This window comes from Shewanella sp. ANA-3, assembly GCF_000203935.1.
Taxonomy (GTDB): Bacteria; Pseudomonadota; Gammaproteobacteria; order Enterobacterales; family Shewanellaceae; genus Shewanella.
Genome location: NC_008573.1, coordinates 243,672 through 260,517 on the forward strand (window position 1 = coordinate 243,672; position 16,846 = coordinate 260,517).

The 16,846-nt window shown below is 46.3% G+C and carries 17 protein-coding genes; 3 read left to right on the top strand and 14 right to left on the bottom strand.

The annotated features are described in order from the left end of the window. From SHEWANA3_RS22810 to SHEWANA3_RS22840, 7 genes are all read right to left on the bottom strand, one after another. Entirely contained in the window at nt 1-189 is a 189-nt protein-coding gene (locus SHEWANA3_RS22810) for a hypothetical protein (RefSeq protein ID WP_041413370.1), read from the bottom strand. Nucleotides 190-258: 69 nt separating this feature from the next. Next, nucleotides 259-924 (bottom strand): site-specific integrase, encoded by a 666-nt coding sequence (locus tag SHEWANA3_RS22815; RefSeq protein ID WP_011711671.1) that lies wholly within the window; start codon nt 922-924, stop codon nt 259-261. Nucleotides 925-1,061: 137 nt separating this feature from the next. Next, nucleotides 1,062-1,409, bottom strand: coding sequence for a hypothetical protein (locus SHEWANA3_RS22820; RefSeq protein WP_011711672.1), 348 nt, complete (start codon nt 1,407-1,409; stop codon nt 1,062-1,064). Nucleotides 1,410-1,452: 43 nt separating this feature from the next. Next, nucleotides 1,453-1,689 (bottom strand): hypothetical protein, encoded by a 237-nt coding sequence (locus SHEWANA3_RS22825; RefSeq protein ID WP_049796112.1) that lies wholly within the window; start codon nt 1,687-1,689, stop codon nt 1,453-1,455. Nucleotides 1,690-1,920: 231 nt separating this feature from the next. Continuing rightward, the gene (locus SHEWANA3_RS22830) at nt 1,921-2,223 is read right to left on the bottom strand and encodes a hypothetical protein (RefSeq protein ID WP_011711673.1); all 303 of its coding nucleotides are present in this window, start codon (nt 2,221-2,223) and stop codon (nt 1,921-1,923) included. A 108-nt stretch (nt 2,224-2,331) separates the two neighbouring features. Beyond that, nucleotides 2,332-2,634, bottom strand: a complete 303-nt coding sequence (locus SHEWANA3_RS22835) for a hypothetical protein (RefSeq protein ID WP_041413373.1) — start codon at nt 2,632-2,634, stop codon at nt 2,332-2,334. After that, nucleotides 2,631-3,779, bottom strand: coding sequence for a DGQHR domain-containing protein (locus tag SHEWANA3_RS22840; protein WP_011711674.1), 1,149 nt, complete (start codon nt 3,777-3,779; stop codon nt 2,631-2,633). Before SHEWANA3_RS22840 ends, SHEWANA3_RS22835 begins: the two co-directional genes overlap by 4 nt. A 163-nt stretch (nt 3,780-3,942) precedes the next feature. Here SHEWANA3_RS22840 and SHEWANA3_RS22845 point away from each other — a divergent pair, with 163 nt between their 5' ends. Further along, nucleotides 3,943-5,538 carry a phosphoadenosine phosphosulfate reductase family protein gene (locus SHEWANA3_RS22845; RefSeq protein ID WP_011711675.1) on the top strand — a complete coding sequence of 532 codons (1,596 nt, stop codon included), beginning with the start codon at nt 3,943-3,945 and terminating at the stop codon, nt 5,536-5,538. A 49-nt stretch (nt 5,539-5,587) separates the two neighbouring features. Here the strand turns inward: SHEWANA3_RS22845 and SHEWANA3_RS22850 are convergent, their stop codons facing one another. The 5 genes from SHEWANA3_RS22850 to SHEWANA3_RS22870 form a co-directional block, all read right to left on the bottom strand. Continuing rightward, nucleotides 5,588-8,575: a Tn3 family transposase gene (locus SHEWANA3_RS22850; RefSeq protein WP_011711676.1), complete on the bottom strand. Its 2,988-nt coding sequence runs from the start codon at nt 8,573-8,575 to the stop codon at nt 5,588-5,590. Nucleotides 8,576-8,775: 200 nt separating this feature from the next. After that, on the bottom strand, nt 8,776-9,525 hold the full coding sequence (locus SHEWANA3_RS22855) for a Fe-Mn family superoxide dismutase (protein ID WP_041413376.1): 750 nt from the start codon (nt 9,523-9,525) through the stop codon (nt 8,776-8,778). Between the two features lie 53 nt (nt 9,526-9,578). After that, a complete protein-coding gene (gene chrA, locus SHEWANA3_RS22860) occupies nt 9,579-10,946 on the bottom strand; it encodes a chromate efflux transporter (RefSeq protein ID WP_007645338.1) in 1,368 nt (455 codons plus the stop codon). Next, entirely contained in the window at nt 10,939-11,877 is a 939-nt protein-coding gene (locus SHEWANA3_RS22865; protein WP_011711678.1) for a chromate resistance protein ChrB domain-containing protein, read from the bottom strand. Before SHEWANA3_RS22865 ends, chrA begins: the two co-directional genes overlap by 8 nt. 157 nt (nt 11,878-12,034) lie before the next feature. Further along, nucleotides 12,035-13,042 (bottom strand): tyrosine-type recombinase/integrase, encoded by a 1,008-nt coding sequence (locus SHEWANA3_RS22870; protein WP_011711679.1) that lies wholly within the window; start codon nt 13,040-13,042, stop codon nt 12,035-12,037. Between the two features lie 205 nt (nt 13,043-13,247). Here SHEWANA3_RS22870 and SHEWANA3_RS22875 point away from each other — a divergent pair, with 205 nt between their 5' ends. Both SHEWANA3_RS22875 and SHEWANA3_RS22880 read left to right on the top strand, forming a co-directional pair. After that, on the top strand, nt 13,248-14,303 hold the full coding sequence (locus SHEWANA3_RS22875; protein ID WP_011711680.1) for a DNA-binding protein: 1,056 nt from the start codon (nt 13,248-13,250) through the stop codon (nt 14,301-14,303). Between the two features lie 112 nt (nt 14,304-14,415). After that, the gene (locus tag SHEWANA3_RS22880; RefSeq protein WP_011711681.1) at nt 14,416-14,781 is read left to right on the top strand and encodes a hypothetical protein; all 366 of its coding nucleotides are present in this window, start codon (nt 14,416-14,418) and stop codon (nt 14,779-14,781) included. Nucleotides 14,782-14,970: 189 nt separating this feature from the next. Here the strand turns inward: SHEWANA3_RS22880 and SHEWANA3_RS23415 are convergent, their stop codons facing one another. Further along, nucleotides 14,971-15,549, bottom strand: a complete 579-nt coding sequence (locus tag SHEWANA3_RS23415) for a hypothetical protein (RefSeq protein ID WP_011711682.1) — start codon at nt 15,547-15,549, stop codon at nt 14,971-14,973. A 196-nt stretch (nt 15,550-15,745) separates the two neighbouring features. Beyond that, nucleotides 15,746-16,174, bottom strand: coding sequence for a hypothetical protein (locus tag SHEWANA3_RS22890; RefSeq protein WP_011711683.1), 429 nt, complete (start codon nt 16,172-16,174; stop codon nt 15,746-15,748). Nucleotides 16,175-16,846 lie beyond the last annotated feature (672 nt).

The window sequence follows — 16,846 nt, forward strand, 5'->3', positions numbered from 1 at the left end:
TCACACATTTTTGCTATTGCGATGTTTAATACCATCTACGATCAATTCAACAGCAGTACGTCGAGTTGCCCACCAATCATAGAACGTGCGGCGGGGTACTTTGGCAAGATCTGCCACCTCTTTTGCATCAAGTCCAACTTGAGCGCGGCAATATGCCGAAAAAGCCTCTTTATCTGCGGATTCCGCCATAAATTCCTCAAAATTTTACGAAACTAACAACTTTACAGTGTGCGCTATTCGCTCATAAATGGCAACAAGTTAAACCCAATCAAGACCGCACATTTCTTCGATTCGCTTTGGTTGAATAACAACATAGTCGATAGTAGTTTCAGGGCTGGCGTGGCCTAGTATTCGCGCTACTGTTTCAATCGGGACGCCATTGACTACTGCATTCGTAGAAAGCGATTTACGGCCTGAATGTGAGGATGCCAAGGGTAATCCGCATTTCCTGTAGATCTCCCTCATAGCCTGCTCTAGCGAGTCACAAGCCCAATACTCTCGTACCTCTCCTGATTCGAGCTTCCTTGGTTTCGGCTGTATCGAGTAAGGAGCACCACGAACTGTATACAGAAACCGTGACTCGGGTATTAATCCTTGGAAGTCAGCGCGGCCAGATACGCCCCACTTTTTAACTAAGCGGTGATCAATCCATTGCTGAATAATCTCCATCGATGTTTTGTTTGTAAGCCAAACGGTTCTTGGTTTCAACATCTTACAAATGCTGGCTGGTAGGTGGATTTCTTCTTTGATTTTGCCATTGGCAAAAAGGATGTGTTCAGTTTTGAGTAGTGCAATCTCAGTCACGCGCATAGCGGCGTGAGAAAGTACAACAGCACAGCGTTTACCTTCGCTATGCTGCATGAGTTGGCAGGTTTTCAGGACTCGATTGATTTGGGCAGGTGTTAGTGCGTCAGCGCGGCTCATTGTCTGTATTTCCTCTTTATTTGGGGATATGCAGACAATAGGATTTTTTCACTGCCTAATCAGTTTAACACGGTATTCCGTAAGCCTTTCACGGAAAGCAAAAGCGCCCCGAAGGGCGCTAGTTTTGGAGGACTTGTTCAGTATCCAAGCCGCTCTACGGTAGCTAACAATTCAGCATAAGTGGCGTTTTTAACTTTTTCGTAGAGCGTCTTGGCAGCATCTATTCCCTCGATGTAATCATCAGAATCTATGATCTCATGCGCCAAATGCTCGATAAAAGACGGCTCGATAAATGAGCCAGAAAGCACATTTAACAACACTTGCTTTTCTGCTGACTCTAAGTGAATCCCCGCTTGGAGTTGCAAATATTCGTAGCGATCCCAAATCTGATTTAGGCGCTCGGTCGTCCCTTCTCTCCTTTCCTCAAGGTTTGCCCTTAATTTTGGGGACGGGGTAAAACTCGGATTGCGCGGTAATTGGCTCATAAGACTCCAAAGCCCTGTATTACAGGGCTTAATAAATTTGATGTTAGATATTTGATTGATTGCGCATGTAAGCGCGATACCAGCTACGACATTGCTTTTCAAAGCTGGCCTCAGAACGTGCGGAAAGTGTGTTACCCATGAAGCCACCGCCCACACAAATTTGTCTGCCTAAAGTCCCGCTGCGACCTTGGGATTCAAGACGAATATATCCTCCGTCTAACGGCATCCAGAAGTTAAAAGTTTCACCAGTTTTACGAGATTTGATTGATAGATTTGCCATGATACTTTCCTTCGCCTCACCCGCTTATGCGCTTCGGCTCTCCGATGGTTAACGCACGACGCACTAACCTTAAACATAGTGTATGACAATTGTCATACTGAGGCAAGCGATATTTTTAAACTTTTGCATTTTCCATCGTTTCCGTGGCCTTTAGCCGATGGCCAGAACGTCACGGAAAGCAAAAAACGCCCGAAGGGCGCTTATTATGATAATTAACTACTTTGAGGCAACTTAAATCAAATTAATCAATTCTGCTTGAATAGCTGATATCTGTGCCTGATATTGAAAAGGCACAGGGCTATCATTAAGGCGAGGATCATAAAAAGTAATTACATCTTCATCCTCTGCATATTCTTGATTAGCAATAGCTTCATGCTGTGCTAGAACATGCCCAGTCGCAGCTTGAATAGCTGCTAATCTGTCAGAGCCATTAAACAAGACATAGACGGCAGCTCTGTATGCAATCTCATGTCTAATGTTATCTTCGTGCTCTTCCTCGCCGAACTCGACCATCAAATCCGAACCAATACCCATCCCATACCTCGACTAAAAATAAAAGAAACACAATGCCGCATTAAGGATATATACCGCGCTGATTATTGATTAGCAACCAATTGAAAAAATTTATACCCTAAAATACATCTAAACCGTTCTTTGCTTAGTAACAACAAGTGTATGTTGTTGGTCAACATCTGAAATATCATCTTCGTCAACATCCACACCCCAAGCGGTCACAATCTCATCTGTGATATCTCGCGATGTTGCCTGGGTTATCAACATCGTATAGCTCATGTGTTCAATCCTATGGACCAGTGCTCGCTCTAGAGAGGGCTCAATTGTGATGATTGTTAGCTCGTTGGTGCTGCAGATTTCAAATGCTTCAAGCACTCTTGTTAGTGCCACTTGCGCATTTGGACAGCGATAATCTTTCAGGTCGACGATCATGCCATTAGCTCCAACGTAGGAAATACCTTCAGGTGTTGACACAGTAGAGCGCCAATTCGTTTATCGCTACCGCGAACTATCTTGTGGTCTTCGTGAGTGACTACGCTGTGCTTTATCCAAAATTTATCCGCTTTATCTGCAATGGGTAGATTCAGATTTTGGAACACACTGAAAGAGTCATCCCCCGTGCCGTTCACCACAATTGCATCAAATATTGATCTACCAAGTAGACCTAAGCCATTGGTGAACACTACTTTCGTAAACATGGCGGCCTCATGCTGAGATTTGTAGTCTTGGCCATCGAGCATGTTTACTGGGAATTTGGAGATTGCTTCCTTCAGAAAATCCCGGCAAATTCCTAGCGTGACTTCAAAGTGCTCTGCGTCAGCTAATGATTTGTCAGCTGTAGAAGCTGAGACTCCTATGAACTTCAGAACCATCGCTTTGAATTGGTCGAATTTCCACATTGTTCCACAATTGATTTTACCGTGCAGCCCTATTCGGTCTTTGAGTCGTTTGCCTTGGCTAATTTCCATTTCAAGCAATTCATGACATAACGCAGCAAACGGTGTACGGCTGTTAAAGTGGTGACTAATTGATTTATTTGGTTTTTTTAGTGATACATGGTAATCACTGAATAATTGGCGTATTAGCTTTGTCGCAAACGGAGTGGTAAGAGATTCGTCAGCGATATGAATGAGCTTAAAGCTGACGGTGAAATCATTAAAATGATCTTTGTATTGGGCTAACAGCCATTTAATAAAAGTGGCTCGGCCTTGGCCGTCAGCAATAAATCTGTCAGCCGTTGCAGGAAGTTCCGCAGTGACCACGGACCGATTACCTATCTTCATTTCTTCTAAGACGGTCAACTCATTACAGAAGAAAGTCATATTCGGGAATACTGCCGCGTCGGTTTCCTGCCAGTACCGCTTTAGGGCGTTAACACGACCTGAGTCCACATCCCGCTGGCGTTTCAGTTGCTCGCTTAAAACGTCACTGTTGGCCTCTACGGGAAAGTGCTTGGCGAGCTCTTCGAAAGTAATCACGCCTTCGTATATCGTGACTCCGGCTTTATTGCTTAGGCCTTCTTTAGCCTTGAAAAGTGTCAGTGGCAAAAGTGTTGATTGATGTTCTGTTGTGGCCATCGGTTTAGCTCCATCGAAATTGATAGAGACATGATTTCACGAACCCGAGATCTGGCAAATTTTGCTGATTGAATGGGTTATTTCTGGGGCTTTAAAGCGGAAATTTGCGTGAATTGCGATGTGCGAGATCATCTAGTCATCTCTGATCAAGGCGACATTCACAATGAACAACCCCCAACAGCTCGTAGACATTTTCCAGTTCGATGCACAAGACCAAGAAAATTTAAAAGTAGTCTATGAGCAATTCAACCAAGGTGTTTCTGCGCTTCGCACACTCATTGAAAGTGAGCCGGTGGTGTTGCATTGTGGGCTCTCAGGGAAAGACAGTTCAGTCGTGGTGTTAATGGCAGTCGAAGCCTATCGCCAATCCATTCAGGCTGGCTTAGTCGAGCCATCGAGACCATTACTCGTCGTCACCGTGGATACGGGGGCTGAAGCCATCGCGCTTAAAATGTACGTCCATTATGTCCGTAAGCGATTACTGGAGTTTGGAAAGCAAATTGGGATTAATCTCTGCTACGACATTATTCAGCCGCCAATCAATGACCAGTATTTTATCAAGTATACTGGGGGGCAAAAACTGGTGCCTTCGGTTACACGTCACCAAGATTGCAGCATTATTCTCAAAATAGACCCGTCCGAGCGCTACATTAAGCAAGCGATTAAAAAGTACAGTGAATGCAGCTGCTACAAACTGGTTAGCTGTGTAGGCAGTCGCATTGCCGAAAGTCATCACCGCGCAGGCAACATGAAGAAGCAGGGGCTTAGCTTGATTACGGCAGGCTCAATTCTGGCTGATATGGCACAGGTAGAAGCCGCTGGCTCCAAAATGTATAAGCTGGCGCCGATTAAACACTGGGAAACTGAACAGGTATTTGACCTGCTTCGGATAGCCGGTAGCAATCCCATTAAACGAGTCCCAGGTATCGTCATCGATACTTACCTGACTAACTTCGGTCTTCTGTTAGAGCTTTATGGCAATGGCTCAAATGAGGTTTGCGACATCATTGTGGGGCAGAAAAACAGTGGTTGTGGGGGTAAGGCACGGTTTGGCTGCGTGACCTGCACCCTTGTTGGTAAAACCGATAATTCAGCTACAGGACTTTCAAAATTACCCCGCTGGAATGCGTTAGGCAGTGAAAATGCACTTCGAGTGAGGGATTACCTTTGGCGTTTAAGCAATGATATGGACGCCAGAGCCCTTCATGCTCGAGCTTACGATCCGGTCACTTACAATCGCGTCGCGCTACAGCCAAACACCCTTAAACCCAAGTATTTAGAGAAGATGGTGCGTTACGCCGCCCAGCTGACATTGGATAGCATTCGGATTGCTAAGGAGTTCGCAGAGCTTGTTGCTAACGGTCGAGAAATCGAGCATGAAGGGTATCGCGACATCGCCAACGACCCTAATATCCCACCTAAGACCAAGCGATTATTTTTGGAAATGTACCGCGAGTGGGCTCAAGACCCCAAGAGCTTGAATTACCTATTTGACGAAGCACAAAGCCTGCTATTATCTTTTCGCTGGAGCATTGACGGTATCGGGGCCGCGCCATTCCGTCCTTACGCAATTTTCAAGCAATTAGAATCTGGCCACGGCTGGATCCCTTACCCCAAACTCAACTCTGAAATGGACGATACCAGCACTCAGGTAAATCAAACCTTACCCGAGGCGGTAATGATGCCCATCCTCAAATCTGAGGTTGCAGAGGATTTTGCAAAACATCCGGTTAACCTGTTGGAGAGGTCCGGCCGGTAAAAGTGTTGGAATTAGCCACTTCGAGTATAACTAACTGAATAATAAAGATTTAATCAACCAGCAACTCAAATGACATTGGTTTAACCTGCTTGGTCAAATCCAGCTCAAAGCTTCCCAATCTGCCCAAGTGCTCGGTATGGTACGGCGAGAATGCGGCCATGAGGTCGCGGGTGATATTGTGGCCCTCCGACTTCAACTGGTTAAACACTTCCGTCATCGCGTTCACGTTGTATAGGATTGTGAAGTTCGCCAGCAAATGATTGTATTTCACGATTTTGCTTTGCTCATGCTTTAGGTTAGCGGGAATTTTTCCGGCATTCGCAAAAAACAACCAACGTGCAAACTCGTTGAACTCCTCACTCTTACAGGTCGCTGCCTGGATCGTTTTGCGTAGATCAACATCGGTGATGTATTCCAAAAGGAACATAGTTCTGACCACTCGCCCGAGTTCGCGGAACGCAAAATACAGCTTGTTTTTCCGGTTCTTGGTGCCGAACCGGCGCAGGATTGTCGAGGCGGTAATTTTTCCTGCTTTAACGGACATAGCTGTTCGCATCATATCCGCATAGTGCTTTTCAATAAGGTCCCACTTGATAGGCTCTTTGAACAAGGACTGAATATGCTTAAGCACCATAGCGCGGTCAGGCTTGTAGAAGCTGAGATCTTTAATATTTCGGATACGCGGCATGAGCTTGATGCCCAGTAGGTACGCCAGGCCAAATACCGGTGTTGATTGCGCCTGCGTATCCCCGTGAACGGTGTCTGGATTAAAATCTGATTCGTCGTTGAGCAGACCGTCCAGGATATAAATCGCCTCGTAGACACCACAGGGGATAAACCGGCTGAACAACGCAATGTAGGTATCTGAGACGTGGTAATAGGCAATGCCGCCATAGCTGCCGTAACGAATATGGTATTCCGATAGTAAATTATCTTCGTAGAGATCCCAGAGCTTGCCATCAGCGGACACACTGTTGCCCGAACCCCAACACTCAATGAGCCGGTATTTCTTGTACTCGCTGTTGATCTTAGCAATCGCTTTATCGAGACGGGCTTCCGTAGTGCGCTTTAAGTTAAGCCATGCAACTTGCTTGCGCGACACACCCTGCACGGATCGCACGGTTTCGGTAGGGCCAATATTGGTGCCGTAACAAAACACCGTCAGAACAAAACGTAACACCGGGTCGCTGATACGTGACTCGAAACCCGACAACGGGCCAAAATGTTTGTTCAAGTTCAACCATTTTTCGACATTAATGATTACATCGAGCAGGTTGATCTTGTCCAAGCGATCGCGCAAGAGCGCTCCAATTTCTTCGACCTCTGGCGAAGGTTGATCCGGTTTTGGTTTACCGATAATCAGGTTCCCGTTTTCTATACGGACCAGTTCATCCTCTGGAAATTGGCTATCAGCTTTCTGGCAGCTCGCCTCCATGGACTCCTTCAGTGTTCTTGCAAATTCAGTATCACCGGCGATAAGTCCTACCTCCTCGCAATAGGTAGGCAGCTGCGCCTCGTATTCTTCCCAGGTGATCATTTGCTCCCGGTAATCATCGAAGGTTTCACTGTAGGGAATGAACAAGTCACCGGTACTCAGTTCTTCGGCGATCCGTTCAAACACACACAGCTCAAAACAGGTTTTATTGACCTCGGTGACTTGCGCTGATTTAGTCGATTTTCCTGTGACCAGTTTCCACCAGCTTTCGCGAATCCAGCGAATGTTGATGACATTTTTGGAGGATGGATCGTTTGGATCACTTTGAATGGACAGGAACTCGGCGCGCCGTTGTTTGTATTTCAAAATAAATTGAAATGCATTCAGCAGATCCTTGTCTTCCGTGGACGAAGCCAGATTGAGTATTTCAATCGTGCGAAACAACGTTGATCGCTGCTTTTTGTAGAGTTGAACCATGAACGGCAAGTAGTTGTTACCCGCGAACGCCATGTAGTGTTCACACATTTGCAGCAACTGATCGCTGTTCTTTCCTAGGACAGGATCAAAAGCTGACACCGATTCGGGTTTATCCAAATAAACCTTGACCGTTCCAGTCAGCACAGAAATCAAATGATCAGTTTGCTTTTGATGGTCTGCAAGGTATTTCTCCAACAGTTTCTGCGCCGAGCGATCCATTTTTAACAGCAGTTTGATAAAAATATCGGCGGCATTATCCAGAGTTCGTGCGTATTGGTGTCGGATTAAAACGATGACCAGAGCGAGTCGCTTGTTCAGCTTTAGCTTCATCAATTCGGCGTAATCCAGGGCCTTGGCCTCGTCGATAAACTGCTGGTGTTTCACCGGTGGCAACCCCAAATCCGCAGGCAGTAGTGTTTGCAGGGAGGTCAGCCATTCCAGGTAGTGGATGTACGCATGGATATTGCGAGGAGTTGGGCGTTTCGGTTCATTTTTCAGCGTGCTCCAGCCAAAACCATTCGGCCCGGTGCTGGAACGGAGAATATCCGTGATGCACTGGCGACTTTCAGCCGTCAAAAATTCACACAGTTGACCGTAATACCGGGTGTTGACTTCCGCTCTGGCTGTTTGGCAGATTCGCTCAAGCACGCTGAACGCTGGCAACTCGTATCGCTCCTTGACCAAGTATTCCAACGTGACATTGATGATATCCGGCAGGGCTTCTTTAGTTGTTGCCGCCTCTTGCGCCCAACTCTTTGTTAATCCGGAGGTCTTGGCTGCATCGTAGGGTTTTATATCGAGATAACGTCGAATCAGTTTTACATGACGATCCTTTGCCCCTGACACGTAATAGGTTTGAAGATCCTTGAATGATGCTCTTGAACGACACTGGCTTTTGATGTGTGCGATGATGACGTTTGGAATTTCACCCAATGTGACAAATCTGCCTAATCGTTGGGTCGTCTTTAACTGGATTAGTAATCCCAGAAAGGAAGTGCTCGCCCGTTTGCAATGTTTCACAGCAAACTGCTGCTCTTCCGGTGTCGGTGTGTAGACATCCCCTAACTCGACATGCGTGATATCTGACTTGATCCGCGGATAGGCTGTCTGGTAAATGGCCGCCATCGATCCGCTACTTTGTTAATGGCAGTTTCAGTTGGGACAGTTTTCGCAGGTGGGCTAGTTGCAGGTTTCTGGTCGCCATTTGGTTTTCTCTTAATTTAGTCACACGTCACTCAGCGCCGGATCAATAACGTCCGTGTCCTTGATTGGTTGCGCCGAAGCGAATGGTATGCCCCCTAAGAGAAGGCATACCAATAGCGTTTTTAGGATGTTGTCTTCGTGTGAGTGGCTTGGAGCCGATGAGCAACCTCATCCCAATTAATATTATTGAAAAAAGCATCAATATATTTACCGGCAGCCGCGCCAAAGTCCATGTGATAAGAATGTTTATACATATCCATGACCAACAACGGAACTGTGCCTACCGGGAAATGTGCGTGATCACCCATCCAATAATTTTCCAGCTTATTGAAATGCGTGTTATACCCCAGAACAACCCACCCGGAACCACCGCCCAAGCCTTGAGCGATTTTGCGGAATTCGGTTTCCCAGCGATCAAAAGTACCAAATTGTTTGGCGAAAGCTGAGCGTAATTCACCATCGGCTTTGCCATTACCGCCCAGGTTATCAAAATATAATTCGTGCAAAATGACCGAGCCTGTGCGAATCAAATGCTCCCGCTTGAGATCATTGTAGAGAAACGCTGGCGTGTCGGGGTTTGCGAGTGCCTGACTCAACTGATCATTCACCGCATTCAATGTTTTTACCGAACCGCTGTAATTGTTAGTCCAATGCGACTCGATCAAATTGGCAGAAAGGCCTTTTAATTTTGCGGCATTGAAGGATAAAGGTTTTGGTTTTATTTCGGTGATCATCCAATTTGCTCCTTTAGGTGCTGCCTGAGACGACGATTCAGCTGCGCTAACATTTGATGCCGATGCAATAAGCAACCCTGCGGCAGCGGTCGCACTGGTAGCCAGGAAATCACGTTTGTTTTGGTTAAAATCATTCATTGGTTTTCCTCCGTTAAGTGTAAGCAATGAGTTCGAGCAGATCGAAAGATGACTTAATTAATCCCCATTAACGACACCGCAAGCCCAACAAGCGCCGACATGCCAATCACCTTCATCACATTCATTTTGTAACGAAATAATGCGATACCCGCTGCAACAGCAATTACCGCTGATATCCATTCAAACCGCCCATCAAAGCCTTCTGGCCACAAAATGTGGTAACAGAAAAACAGGGCGAGATTCAAGATCACACCTACCACCGCCGCCGTGATGGCCGTGAGTGGCGCAGTGAATTTCAAATCATTGTGCGTCGTTTCAATAAAGGGGGCACCCGCAAAAATAAAAATAAACGAGGGCAAGAAGGTAAACCAGGTGACAATGGTGGCGGCTACTGCGCCCGCGAGAAATACCATGTCGGTGCCAAATACGGCTTGTACATATCCCCCAATAAAACCGACAAAGGCCACCACCATAATCAGCGGCCCTGGTGTGGTTTCACCGAGCGCGAGGCCATCGATCATTTGCGTGGGCGTGAGCCAACCATAGTGGCCGACCGCACCCTGATAAACATAGGGCAATACCGCATAGGCACCACCGAAAGTGAGTAGTGCCGCTTTGGTAAAGAACCAGGCCATTTGTGTCAGTGTGTGATCCCAACCGAAATAACTCCAAAGTGCAAACAGCGGAACAGCCCAGAGTAATGCACCGGAGATCAAGATCATGCTGAAACGCGACCAGCGGAACATGGCGTGCGCGGGCGTGGGTGTGTGATCATCGAATAACGCGGTGCCGAAGGATTTATCAGCCTTGCCATGGCCACCGCCGCTGTTGAAGTAGTCAGGTAGAAACCGCCCACCCAAATAACCAATCAGTGCCGCTGCAATCACGATGTAAGGGAATGGGATATTGAGTGCAAAAATGGCCACAAACGCGGCGGCAGCAATCGCCCACATCACATTATTTTTCAACGCGCGTGAACCAATGCGATGGGCGGCATGCACGACGATGGCAGTCACCGCCGGTTTGATACCGTAGAACAAACCGGCTACCCAACTTACGTCGCCGTAAGCGATATATACCCACGAGAGTCCAATCAAAATGAAGAGTGATGGCAACAAAAACAGCACACCCGCCACTATACCGCCCCAGGTACGATGCATTAACCAGCCAATGTAAGTGGCAAGTTGTTGCGCCTCCGGACCAGGCAACACCATGCAGTAATTGAGCGCATGCAAAAACCGTTTTTCGCTGATCCAGCGCCGGCGCTCCACCAGCTCCTGGTGCATGATGGCTATTTGGCCTGCCGGGCCACCAAAGCTGACAAACCCGAGCTTTAACCAGAAACGGAAGGCTTCCCAAAAACTGACCGGCGCAGGCGCTTCAACCGGCTGGTGAGCTATTAATTCGGTGGTGTTACTCATGGTGTGTTTCCTTATTTGTAAAAGCAGCCAGTAAGGCATCGAAGACACCATTAGCCGTGGCGATGAGTTGATCGTCGTCATGAATACTGTTGCGCAATCCCCACAGGATTTGCTCCAGCCCACTGGCTTCACTGGGCTGGATACCCCCTACGTCCAGAAAATGCACCAAGGCCCCCAAGCGCGTTAAGCCGGGGTGATCGAGCCTAAAACTGTCAAGCAGAACCTCAAAAGTGACCTTGCCATTCAGGTGAGTGAAACTGGCTCCGTCAAAATCAAAGCCCAGCGCATCGGCGGGACAATCCTTCGGTGCTTGCAACCACACAAAGCGAGCCTCCGGATCGATAAAACGGCGGATTAGCCAGGCACAGGCAAGGCGATCCACCCAGGGACGTTGACGGGTTGCCCATAACCGCCCGCGATAGAGGCTGATATCCAACCGTGGGATTTCACCGGTGTGCTCATGGGGTTCGTTGGGCGATAACTGGCGATTGAGCTGAAGTTCAAGCTGTTGCAGCGCCTGCTGGGTTTGTGCCTGCGCTTCACCGGGGAAAAAATCCGTTGCGGCGATAGCGGTGAAGTTTTTGCGCAGTTTACGCAGCTGTCTGGTTGCTTCTTGCAGGGAACTACTGGCCAATTCTTTTATTGGGGGCAGCTCGTGTAAAAGATGGGCGTAATCATCCTGACGATCAAACAGGCCGCTGAATTGGCCAGCATCTTCGGTATCGACCAGGAGCACATAGGCTGAGCCTTCACTTGCCTCTACTTCTTGCAGCAAGCCATCGAACAATTGCTGATGTTCTGGTCGATGGGGAAGCAGATAAACGCCGTCACGCAATACTGCTGCACCGGAGGACTTGAGGGTTCGCCATACCCGCATACGCACTGTCGCGTTTTGGGTGGGCAGGGATAAGATCAGTAATACCCATTTCATATATTGTAGATTTAGTTACACAAAGGTAGGAAAGTCTACAATATTTTATCGATGGTGTACAGCGGCCAGAATGATCCATGATCGTGGCGGTAACATTACCAGCTTTGGTATTTGGGTTTGGCCCGATACATTGATTCTGCCCCGAATGTTGACCGAATCATTCAGCATCCATCAGGGTTGCCATCTTCTCCATTAAGATAATTGACGCATTATTGCTGAGCTGCTGGCCTTCCTCGATATACTCCCAGACGGTGGCATCGCTCTTCCAGCCGCCTTGTTTCTTGATCAACTCAAAATCCACTCGCTCACGCGCTGCCGATGTGGATAACCCTCTACGGAAACTGTGGCTACTGAGTTCAGGCACAAAATCAAACTCACAGGCTTGCCCCAGCGTTTTGAGCAAAGCATTGACCGCACCTGGAGCCAGCGCTTTTTCCTGAATGTGATCCCAGCGGTTGGTGGGACGAAACACCGGACCGCTGGTGATGCCCGCTGCATCTAACCAAGTTTTCACGGCGGTAGCCGGACAACAAGCGGCCTTTCCGTAAGGTAAAGCTCGCATTAAACCCATGCCTTGCTGGTCGGTCTTGGAGCGCGGCAACCGGATGAGCAGCCCCTCCGGCTCCCAAACCAGATCATTGACCTGAAGAGCAACCAGCTCACTGCGACGCAAGGCGCCGAAGAACCCGGTGAGTACCAAGGCAATATCCCGGTATTTCTTTTTGTTGTCCGGTAAGTGCCGCAAGTAATTTACTAGTTGGGCGATGTGCTCCAAGCGCAACGCCTTGGCCTTGCGCTTGGGCTGTCCATGGGTGCGGCGAATGCCCTCCATGGTTTTACATACCAGCGGATCACGAACCGGGTCAGTCAACCCTTGGTAGTGGTGCCATTGGCTAACGGCCGTGAGGTGAAGGGCGAGAGTCCGGCTATTCAGCACATCGGCCTTGGCCACCAGGTAACGCACCAGGGTATCCCGATCCGTGGGCAACCGCCCGCCCCATTTTTCGAACTGCCGAATCGCTGAACGGTAGGCTGTTCGCGTGTTATTGGAGGTCGCCGCTTGCAGATAGTGGCGCAGTGAGTCGGATTCTGCCAGCGACGGCAAAACTGATTGCTCACTACGTAATGGCGAATCCGATGTGAGTTTGGGTGTGTAGTTATCCATGGTTATCCCTTTTCTGTGGGTCGCTGGAAGGCACCAATGTACTGGTGTTACAAACATCAATTTTTCATTTCTCACTCATAACCCACGATAACATTCATTATCGAAGGTTACTATTTAATTTTTATTGGCTGCATAAAAGTCAATATATTATGTTATATTACGTGCTATGTAATACGTTACTAAATAATCACCGAGGGAAACTGTCATGGCTCGCGCCGGAATCACTTACTACGATGTCTCGAAAGCCGCAGAGGCTATCAAAATCCAGAACCAGGAGCCTACCGTAGATCGTGTCCGCGAGCATTTGGGAACCGGCAGCAAAAGCACCATTGCACCACTACTCAAGCGCTGGCGGTCAGATAATGGGGAGGTGGTCGATGTGAGCGGGTTGCCGAATGATCTCGTCGAGGTAGTAAAAGCCTTACATGAACGGGTTCAGCAGATGGCCGACCAGCGCATCGCGCAATCCCGCGACGAATTCAAGGCATCGAATGATCAACTCCGGAAAGAATTGACTGAGGCCCGTAACAGCATCGCGCAGCTTACCGACCGCCAACAGGATCTGAACGCCCAGCTATCGCAAATTACCGAAGCAAAAGCCCTGCAAAGCAAGTCCCTGGAAGATGTACGCATTAAGCTAGCAACGGCAGAGGCTCAACGCGACGAAGCCCTTTCACGAACTGCTGAATTAAAGGAAAGCGTTGCAGAACTCAAGCAGGAAAATAAGGATATTCGTGATCACTTTGAACACTACCAGCAACGCACCGCCGAAGATCGGCAGCAGGAACGCGAGCAATTCCACGTGGTTAACCAGGGCCTGAAAGACCTGATTCAAGACCTGCAACACCGGCTCATCCAAGCCGAGTCAAGCGCGTCCGAACTGATAGACACTAATGCGCACTTACAACGACAAACGCATGAGCTCGAACAGGCCAATGCGATGAACAAAAGCACCTTGGATAGACAAGTGGTCGATATCGAGAACTTGGAGCATCGACTTAACGACGCCTCGGCAAAAAGCCGGGAGCAGCAACATAAAAGTGAACAACTGGCGGATAATATTGCCGCACTTACCAGCCAGAAAGCAGATGCCGATAAGCAAGTGGCCGTACTATCCCAAGCATTGGAGGCCACTAAAACGGATCTGATAGTCTCTCAGAATAGAGTGGAAGCTCTGTCCGATGAGAACAGGTTGATTCTTCAGGAAAAAGCGGTGATTCAGGGACAGTTTAAGCAGCTTCAGGATTCGCTATCTCGGTAAGGATTTTATCCAGCCTTTGTCAGAAAAGCTAAATGAATCAATGTCTTATTTGCAAAGTGGCTAATTCCAACGCTTTTACCGGCCGGACCTCTACCTGAATGCAAGCAAAATTGTGGCCAAGGCACTGAACTTGATTGGCGATGAATTTAACAGAGCAACCCATGATTGGAACGGTGTTATATCAACGATCAAGTATCAATTATGTAATGGCTTAACGCGGGAAGAGTACAAGGCGACGGTGGGCTCCCTGGTGCCAGCCTATGTTTTCGACCAATCAATTTTGGAATGGTGGAAGCCAAACCCTGAGAACTTCAAATTGATGCTAACAATGGCATTAGAAAAGATGCAAGAAAATTTGAAGTTTATTGAAACACTGTACCAATCAATTCAACAAGTAGAGAAATTTGCCACATGTCAAGCAACCAATAAGATGACCTTGGGCGCAAGATTAGCGGCATTGAAGCAAAAGGCCGCGTAATTTGTTTAATTGGTATTTAGAGGGTGGAGAGTTCAATTGTCACTGGTGTAATAATGGTAATCAACAGAGATATTGATTACCATTATTAATGTGTCGATTAAGAGTCAAAATTTAATTATGGATAAAATTATTTGTATGTTTGGGTCAGATACATCAGAAGAAATAACTGAATCAATTTATCCTACCAACTCAAAGGTGATCATTTAGATTGACGCTAAACTCATACCTGAGGCCATAAGGTCCTTCAATACTTACTGTTTCCCCGTTTCCAGTTCGACCTTCAAATCTATATTCTTCAGACAATTCTGGTAATAGTGGGTATCCATCTACAGAGAATGAAATGTATCCCGTTTCACTTTTCATGTTTAATTTTTCTTCAAAGAAAGAAGATGAACCGCGGGATTTCACATCAACGTATAGAACCCCTGATATATTTATCTCTCTTTTACTTATATTTTTTAAGTCATAGCTAATATGTATTCCAGCTACCATAACTCCATGTTTGCAAATTTTAGGAGTTTCATCGCATCTAGTTATCACCATAGGCGAAATAACAGTGTGATTGGTAGATTTGGTTATTAATCTGTCATTTCGAAAATGTATAGGAGTTAATGCAGAACCTTCTGTATTGACGCTATTATCGACGAAACGAGAATCTCTTATTGGGTAATTAGTCTTTGAAGTTAAATATCCAGTATACTGAATAGGTGTAGACTGACACCCAGAAAGCAAAGCCAAGATGGAACATGCAAATATTTTCTTAAACATAATTTCTTCCATTTAAAATATAATGTGCAATCTTACATGCAAATTATTTTAAGTAAACAAATTTAATTAAAAAATCAATATAAATAATGAAAGTTAATAATCGGATGCTAGACCTTATAAGCCGCTTATCTTTATTAACGCTCTAGCATATCATTCAATTCAGCGTCTTTTGTAGTAATTTGGGATTAATTATCATCTAGGCTTTAAAGTAATGTATAAAATCCCCGACCAAATTCTTTGGCGGAGTGTCCGCCATGATTCTAATGGACGTGCTAATTTCTAATTTGATTTTCACTTGCTTGTAAGTTCCTAACGAAATTATAGATGTCTCGTATGGGACATCTGCACGTTGCTTAGCTTCCATCTGCTTTGTTGCAAACCAATCTATTTCGCCTGGTATCTTAACAGCTAAACCATTGTATTCAGATAAAAAATAGAAGCCAGGATAACTAGGTTGAGGGCTTGGATAGAATGTTAATGATTGTTCAACATAACAGTCTGTGCGTGGGTCTATAAAGGCACAAAATATCTTAAAGCTATTGAACTCTTGAATAATTTTTATTGCTCCTAGCAATCTATAGTCTATAAATCCGTCATTAAAATAAACTCTTAGTTGGTTTTCCATCGTATTCCACCGTTATATTGATTTAGGACTTAAATTACACCAGAGTCAATTTAAGGCAAATTTACATCAACTTTAGATTTACAGAATGATGTTTTTTAAATTTTGCCATACTGAAAGTTCTTTTTACCATGACACTTTAGTTTCTGCTGATTTATTAAGGAAATCCCATGAATGCTAGAACTAAACTATTTTTCGAAGGGCGACAACTGTGGCAGTAATATATAAATCTTAACGGTTACTCATTTTGCCCTACTGAAAAAGGCCTGATTAAGTTAGTCGATAGCTCGGGTATTAAGAAAACCGAGCTACGCAAGAAAATTATTGCTTTCTTGTCGGCATGATCCGCAACCGGAGGGTGCGGCACTTTAATGATTTCAACCGCTCTCACCTGTCTATTTTGTAATCATGTCCGATAATTACAGTTATCGGACACGAGTACCCACCAGCCGAAAACCATATTAGTGTGATGTCATTATACTAAACAATACTGAGTGGTTTGTGTGGCGTTGGTGCCATGATACATTAGTGTGGTGTCACTATATCAAACTGGGTGGGATTGATGATTTTGCGCTCGCTTTGCCGAGTATAACCCCATTTGACTCGGACCTTGTATGTTTGTCAGGCGTTAACTAAGAATTTTCATGATTAATTAGTGCGTGGCGCATACTAAAC